We start from the raw sequence: 6,880 nt of genomic DNA, 5'->3' as shown, positions 1-6,880 counted from the left end.
CTCCGGCACGTTGGGGAAAATCGGGAACTGCCAGATCGGAGTCAGTCTGCACGGGGCCACCGATGCGGCCTCGTGCCCTCTGAACTGGCGGCTCTTCGTCCCCGAGGCATGGGACGATACCTGTGCGGAGACGAACGAGGACGCCTTCCGGATCCAGGAACGGCGGTCCCGGGCAGGGATCCCGGACACGGTCCGACACCGCACGAAATGGTCCCAGGCCCTGGAAATGATTGATGAGGCCGCTGTCTGGGGACTGGTCCCGCCGGTGGTCGTGGCCGATGCCGGGTACGGGGAAATCACCGCGTTCCGCCAGGGCCTGGCCGACCGGCGCATCGGGTACGTACTGGCGGTCAAGGCCTCCACCAGCGCCCACCCGGCCCATGCCGTGCCCGAACCCGCACCCTACAGCGGGCGCGGGCCCCGCGGAGCGGACAGGTACCGGGATAAATCATCCTCGCTGCGGGAGCTGGCCCTCGCCGCGGGACGCAAAGAGCTCCGTCAGGCCACGTGGCGCCACGGCACCAAGACCGGTCCCGGCAACCGTAGCGCGGCCATGAAATCACGCTTCCTGGCCCTGCGCATCCGCCCCGCCAACCGCGACATACCGCTGAATGACGACGGGTCCCTGCCCGAGCAGTGGATGCTCGCCGAATGGCCACCCAACGAGCCCGCGCCCACCGACTACTGGCTCTCAGACCTGCCCGCCCACACGAAACTGAAGACCCTCGTCCGACTCGCAAAAATGAGGTGGCGCATCGAGCACGACTACCGCGAACTCAAAACCGGACTCGGACTCTCCCACTTCGAGGGACGCTCCTTCACCGGCTGGCACCGCCACGTCACCCTCGTCACCGCAGCCCACCTCTTCATCACCCGACTCCGCCTCAAGAACCCAAAAGCAGCTGGGGCAGCCTGAGCCTGTACGGCATCATCAGAGAACTCCAACAAGTCCTCGCCGTTTGGTTCGGTTACTGCCCCCACTGCCGCTCACGAGCCCCCACCTAACAAAGTACTACTAAGTCACCCTCACCGGTACCCGGGAGCCGACAACCCGCGTCGCTGGCTGATCGAAATTCAGGAGCGAGGTAGCGTACGAAGCTCTCAAGAGCCTTCCCTTGTAAAGTTCAAACAGCCCGTCCATGACGCAGCAAAACCGCCTGCCAGATACCTTCGCCACACACCACTCCGAATCCGACGCCGGAAAGTGTCTCGTAGGCTACGTGCCTCAAAACGCATGAGATACGACACGGGGCGGATAGGAGAAACGCCGCGAGCTTTCTGAAGCGGCTCACTCAACGACACCGCCGTCGCGCGGTGAGCTGGGCCGGGGCGTATGAGCGAGTATCCGGCCACGCATCCTGCTGCCGAAAGCGTCGTGAACCATTGGTGTGTACTTGCGAAGCGTACCGATGGTACTTACCATTGGTTTCATGCCTCTACCTCGTTTTTCACGGTTGTCCGCAGAACAGCGTCGTACCATCCTCGACGTCGCCCGTCGCCAGTTCGCCGCTTACGGCGCCAACACGGCCTCCTACAACAAGATCATTGACGCTGCCGGGATCTCCAAGTCGACGGCGTACCAATACTTCGACGGTCGGGATGATTTGCTCGGCGCTGTCCTGGCCGATCTGCGGGACAGGATCGCCGGTCTGCTCGGCGACTGGTCACCGGCACCGTCCGAACATGCCTTCTGGCAGCAGCTACGCGAGGGTGGTGCCCAGCTCCACCGTCATCTCGCCGGCGACCCCGATGATCTTGCGCTGGTAGACGCCGCCGCAGACAGGGCGAATCCCGGGGCCCTCTGGCTGGAACGGATGATCGCCAACGGCAAAGATTTAGGCATCATTCGCGACGACACCGAACCAAACCTGCTCCTGGCATCCACAGCTGCGGTGCTGCAAACAGTCGACCGATGGGCGATCGACAGGCTCCGGACCGACCCCGAGACCTCCCCTGCCGAGCTCGAACAGGGCTACCGACTGCTCGCCTCACTGTGGTCCGAGACCTAATGAGCCCCAACGTCGAACCGGGCACAAACACCCAGCCCGGTCTGGTCGACCGGTTTCTGGGCCCCGGGCACACTGGCCCCGACCTCATCGCCCAAGGCGTCGGCGGAGTACTTTGCGCCGGGTTGCTTGGCTGGTACCTGGCAACCTCCCCCACCGGATCGCACTGGTCGGCCTGGCAAATCGTCCTTCTCGGCGTGATCGTCCTCGACTTGATCGGCGGCATCTTGACCATGTCGACCACGGCCGCGAAGTCCTGGTACCATCGGCCGGCACGCACTGCGCGCCGCACCCGGTTGGTGTTCGTTGCCAGCCACATGGCGCACCTCGGGTTGGTGGCGCTGGTGTTGTTGGATCAGGACTGGTTCTGGCTGGTGGTCAGCGGTATCTCACTGCTCGCTGCAACGCTGCTAATCGAGTTCACCCCACAATCCGTCAAGCTCGTCGCCGCGACCGGCAGCTTCGTCGCGGTGCTGGTGCTGGGACTGATCCTGGCGCCCCTCCCCGATGCGCTTGCCTGGTTCCCGGCACTGTTCTACCTCAAGCTCCTGGTCTGCTTCCTGGTCCCCGGACCCGTGCCGCGTGAAGCATGACCAACGACGGGCAGACGCTCCCCGCGGGTTGCCAGATCCTGCTCAACCCACCGACCGGCCCCAGCGCCGACCTGCTCACAGACGCATTCGCGGACGAGCCCGGCATGCGCTGGCTTTGTGGGCCAAAACGATCCCATCGGCAGGCCTGGTTCGCTGCCACCGAGCGGCTGCTCGCACAGCGTCCCGGGTCCCGCCGTTACCTACTACTAAGGGACGGTCGACCGGTGGCCACGCAATGGGCCACCACTGCGATCGGCCCCCCGCCCGTGACCGCTCAGCTCGGCTGGCTGGCCCGGGTGATGATCGGTTGCGGACCTGCGGTCGTGTCCCGCACCACTGCCTACCGGCGAAAGGAGGAGGTGTTCATCCCCCCACGAGCTACCATCCTGGAGTTCCTGGGGGTGCTCGAAGCGGCACGGGGCACTGGGCTCGGCGGCGTCCTGCTGCGCTGGGCGCTAATCGAAGCACTAACCGGCCCGAACATCGCACCCGTGCACCTAAGCACAGCAGATCCACGCAACGTCGAGATCTACCGTCACCTCTCGTTCAAGGTCGACGGCAGCTTCTCACTGTCCGGCCTTCAAGTAACAGCCATGAGCCTGACCGCAGCTAACTGACCGAATATGACGATCAGTTCCGTGCCGACGCAGACACGCCCAGCGCATTGAAAGTGACACTGGCAACACAGAACGGCATCCGCCGTCCGCGTGAGCCAGCAACATGCTCCTACGCAGGGTGATAACGCCGTCGATAGGTCCGCATTGCACAGGTGTCCATCACGTGACGCTCTCTCCTAACCCTAGGGTTGCAACACATCAGGACGAGACACCACCACTCCCCCCATCAATACTGCTCCTTCTATGTCTTGCTACCCTGCCTTCTAAGCAGGGGTTGTGATTCTTGACGAAAGAGTCGGTTGCGAGACATTCCCGGGGTCAGGAGAGGGGCGGAAGAAACTAGCCGGAATGAAGGACAGCGATCACCCGCTTGCCGTAGGCCGATAACGATCGCTTGAGCCATGCCCGCGCGGTTAACCTAAGAAGGTCGTCTTCCCTCGTGGCTAGGCAAACCAGCTTTCGTATGGCCGGTTGCTTGGCCTTCTGCCCACATGGGTACGGCAAAAGCTCCCCACGCTCCGCTGCTTTTCCCGCACACACCTGGACAGCAGGAACCAAGGTCCCGCCTGCACACACCCACCCAAGTCACCGACACGGGAAAGCTCACCTCGAGCAAGCGGTGGGCGTGCACAGCCTCCTTCTCGGTGTGCCGAGAACAAGACGACCTCTGGATCCAATAGGACTAATAGTGGCAATAGCCACATGCGCCGCAGCGCCGAAGAGGCGGGGCCGGGGCCCTTTGGCGGGTCATCCACCTGTGGTTCAACCGCTGAAATGATTCTCGTTCGACGTCGGGAACGGGCCGTACACAGGAAGGGCGAGCCGACAAGGGATGAAGCCTGGCGTGTCCAGGACCGTCGTCAGGGCCTCGGGCACAAGGGGCGCCGGGACTTTGCGCTCTCCCCCGTGACGTCACGGGCAGTCCGATCGCCGCGGTGAGAGACTGCTCGTATGGAGAACTCATCGCGCGAACACGACCTTGTCATCTACGGAGCGACGGGTTTTGTCGGCGAACTGATCGCCGCCTACCTCGCGGCGCATGCCCCGGCCGGCCTGTGTGCCGAGAACAAGACGACCTCTGGATCCAATAGGACTAATAGTGGCAATAGCCACATGCGCCGCAGCGCCGAAGAGGCGGGGCCGGGGCCCTTTGGCGGGTCATCCACCTGTGGTTCAACCGCTGAAATGATTCTCGTTCGACGTCGGGAACGGGCCGTACACAGGAAGGGCGAGCCGACAAGGGATGAAGCCTGGCGTGTCCAGGACCGTCGTCAGGGCCTCGGGCACAAGGGGCGCCGGGACTTTGCGCTCTCCCCCGTGACGTCACGGGCAGTCCGATCGCCGCGGTGAGAGACTGCTCGTATGGAGAACTCATCGCGCGAACACGACCTTGTCATCTACGGAGCGACGGGTTTTGTCGGCGAACTGATCGCCGCCTACCTCGCGGCGCATGCCCCGGCCGGCCTGCGTATCGGGCTCGCGGGCCGGTCGAGGGCCAAGCTTGAGGCGGTCCGGTCGCGGTTGCCGGTCGCGGCGCACGGATGGTCCCTCATCGAGGCCGACTCGGAGGATGCGGGGTCGATCGCCGTCCTAGCCGCGGGCACACGGGTGCTCTTTACCACCGTTGGTCCGTACGCGAAATACGGGCTGCCCGTCGTTGAGGCCTGCGCACAGGCCGGCACCCACTATGCCGATCTCACCGGTGAGGTGTCCTTCGTCCGCGAGGCGATCGACCGCTACGACGCTCTGGCCAGGACGAGCGGCGCCCGGATCGTACACTCGTGCGGCTACGACTCCGTGCCGTCCGATCTCGCGGTACTGCTGCTCCATCAGGCGGCAGAGGCCGACGGCGCTGGCGGCCTGGTCGAGGTCCAGCTCGTCGCGACGGCCAAGGGTGGCATCAGCGGAGGCACGCTCGAGTCGATGCGCGGGCAGCTCGACGGAATGCGCTCGAGCACTTCCCGGCGGTCGCTCGCCGCCGACCCCTACGCCCTCAGCCCCGACCGCGCACGGGAGCCGGCGACACTGCAGCCTCCGGACACCGGTCCTGTGAGCCGCTCCGGTGACGGCACCTGGACCGCACCCTTCCTGATGGCCGCGGTCAACACCCGGATAGTGCGCCGCAGCAATGCGCTGCAGGGCTGGGCCTACGGCCGCTCCCTCAAGTACGGCGAGGTGATGGGAATAGCCCGCGGACCGGCGGGGGCGGTCATCGCCGGGGCAGTCGCACTCGGGCTCCGAGCATTTGCGGGCGCGATGGCGCTCCCTCCGACCCGGAGCGTGCTCGACCACGTCCTGCCTGCACCAGGTACGGGTCCGAGCGTCAACACGCAGCGCAAGGGCTGGTTCCGCTCACAGGTGACCGCCCACACCGAGGGCGGGCACCGTTACCAGGTCATCGTTGCCGGCCCTGGTGATCCCGGCTACGCCGCTACCGCCGTCATGGCAGGTGAGACGGCGCTGGCTCTCGCGCTGGATGGTGACCAGCTACCGCCCGCGAACGGGTCGCTGACACCGGCCACCGCGCTCGGCAACGTGCTCGTGCAGCGGCTGCGTGCGGCCGGCCATACCTACGAGGAGACCAGACTCGCCTGAACCCACGTCCTGCGGGTCACCTGGTTTGCGACATCAACCGGGAAGTCCCGCGCAGAAGAACTCGGACTCGTGCGCGAGGGACGCTTTGACGTGCCCACTCCAGTCGTCCACGAGATGCGGATGCGGCACACCGGTCAAACTCTGTGGAGTAGGCGCTATTGCTGCCTGGTTGAGTGGAGCCGGACTCATTCGAATGCTGCACGGTGAAGGATCCTCAAGCGGACGGGTGTTTTCGCCAGCGAGATCGGCTCGGATAGAGCTGATTGAATCCTTCGAAACCTTGGCTCGCGACAGCCCTGCATCGTCCACTACGTCGATCGCAGTACCGATTGCTTCACAGGCGGTTATGCCTGCTTTTCGAAGCGCGCCTTCGAGTAGTTCAACGGACCGTGGCTCACGTGACGTCGCTTTCCATGCTCAGATACCGGTACACGGTGGCACGGCTGGTTCCAATAATCTTCCCAATGTCCACCGGCGCAAGCCCCCGAGCCTTCAACTCGTGGGCGCGTCTGACCTTCGCGTGCTCGGCGGTGATCTCCCTCCTGCCGGCTTTCCGGCCGTGCTCTGCAGCCACAGCCATGCCAGCTCTAGTTCGCTCCGCCAGCTGGTCACGCTCGAGCTGAGCGAAAGCAGACATCACCGTCAGCATCGCCCTGCCCATTGGACCGGTGGTACTTATGCCCTCCGTGACGCTGCGGAAGTGCACACCCCGCTGTTCCAGATCATCGATCAGAGCCAGCAGGTTGCGGGTGTTGCGCCCCAACCGGTCCAGCTTCCACACCACGACCTCATCTCCCTCCCGCAAATGGTCGAGGAGCTTGTCCAGCTCAGGGCGGCTGGCCACCGTTCCACTCACCCCATGATCGGTGAAAATCCGGTCGCAACCAGCTGCGGCGAGGGCAGCACGTTGCAGGTCAGCGTTCTGTTCCAGGGTGCTGACCCTGGCATATCCGATGCTTCCCATCCTAACGCTCTCCAAAGCTCATCAAAGGTACTTTTCTTCCTTGCTGAGAATATATGCGGTGAGACACATTGATGAGACGACGCGCGGACGAAAAACCGCCACAAA

General features: G+C 64.3%; 7 protein-coding genes. 6 read left to right on the top strand and 1 reads right to left on the bottom strand.

What is annotated here, in order from left to right:
* The 6 genes from Y703_RS17395 to Y703_RS0102245 form a co-directional block, all read left to right on the top strand.
* Nucleotides 1-916: IS701 family transposase (locus Y703_RS17395; protein WP_035763489.1), on the top strand; the 916-nt coding region annotated here is incomplete at its 5' end.
* 514 nt (nucleotides 917-1,430) lie between these two features.
* Nucleotides 1,431-2,009, top strand: a complete 579-nt coding sequence (locus Y703_RS17390; protein WP_162148855.1) for a TetR/AcrR family transcriptional regulator — start codon at nucleotides 1,431-1,433, stop codon at nucleotides 2,007-2,009.
* Nucleotides 2,009-2,599 (top strand): hypothetical protein, encoded by a 591-nt coding sequence (locus Y703_RS17385; protein ID WP_035763483.1) that lies wholly within the window; start codon nucleotides 2,009-2,011, stop codon nucleotides 2,597-2,599. The genes Y703_RS17390 and Y703_RS17385 overlap by 1 nt, the downstream gene beginning before the upstream one ends.
* Nucleotides 2,596-3,216, top strand: a complete 621-nt coding sequence (locus tag Y703_RS0102250) for an N-acetyltransferase (protein WP_026551423.1) — start codon at nucleotides 2,596-2,598, stop codon at nucleotides 3,214-3,216. The genes Y703_RS17385 and Y703_RS0102250 overlap by 4 nt, the downstream gene beginning before the upstream one ends.
* 951 nt (nucleotides 3,217-4,167) lie before the next feature.
* On the top strand, nucleotides 4,168-4,566 hold the full coding sequence (locus Y703_RS21870) for a hypothetical protein (protein WP_155849375.1): 399 nt from the start codon (nucleotides 4,168-4,170) through the stop codon (nucleotides 4,564-4,566).
* 12 nt (nucleotides 4,567-4,578) lie between these two features.
* Entirely contained in the window at nucleotides 4,579-5,811 is a 1,233-nt protein-coding gene (locus Y703_RS0102245) for a saccharopine dehydrogenase family protein (RefSeq protein WP_026551422.1), read from the top strand.
* A 394-nt stretch (nucleotides 5,812-6,205) separates the two neighbouring features.
* Here the strand turns inward: Y703_RS0102245 and Y703_RS0102240 are convergent, their stop codons facing one another.
* Nucleotides 6,206-6,775 carry a recombinase family protein gene (locus Y703_RS0102240; protein ID WP_026551421.1) on the bottom strand — a complete coding sequence of 190 codons (570 nt, stop codon included), beginning with the start codon at nucleotides 6,773-6,775 and terminating at the stop codon, nucleotides 6,206-6,208.
* Nucleotides 6,776-6,880: the final 105 nt, after the last annotated feature.

The organism is Arthrobacter sp. H20 (assembly GCF_000520515.1).
Lineage (GTDB): Bacteria > Actinomycetota > Actinomycetes > Actinomycetales > Micrococcaceae > Arthrobacter_D.
Note: the sequence above shows the minus strand (reverse complement) of the source record. Positions and strands in the feature narration are given on the sequence as shown.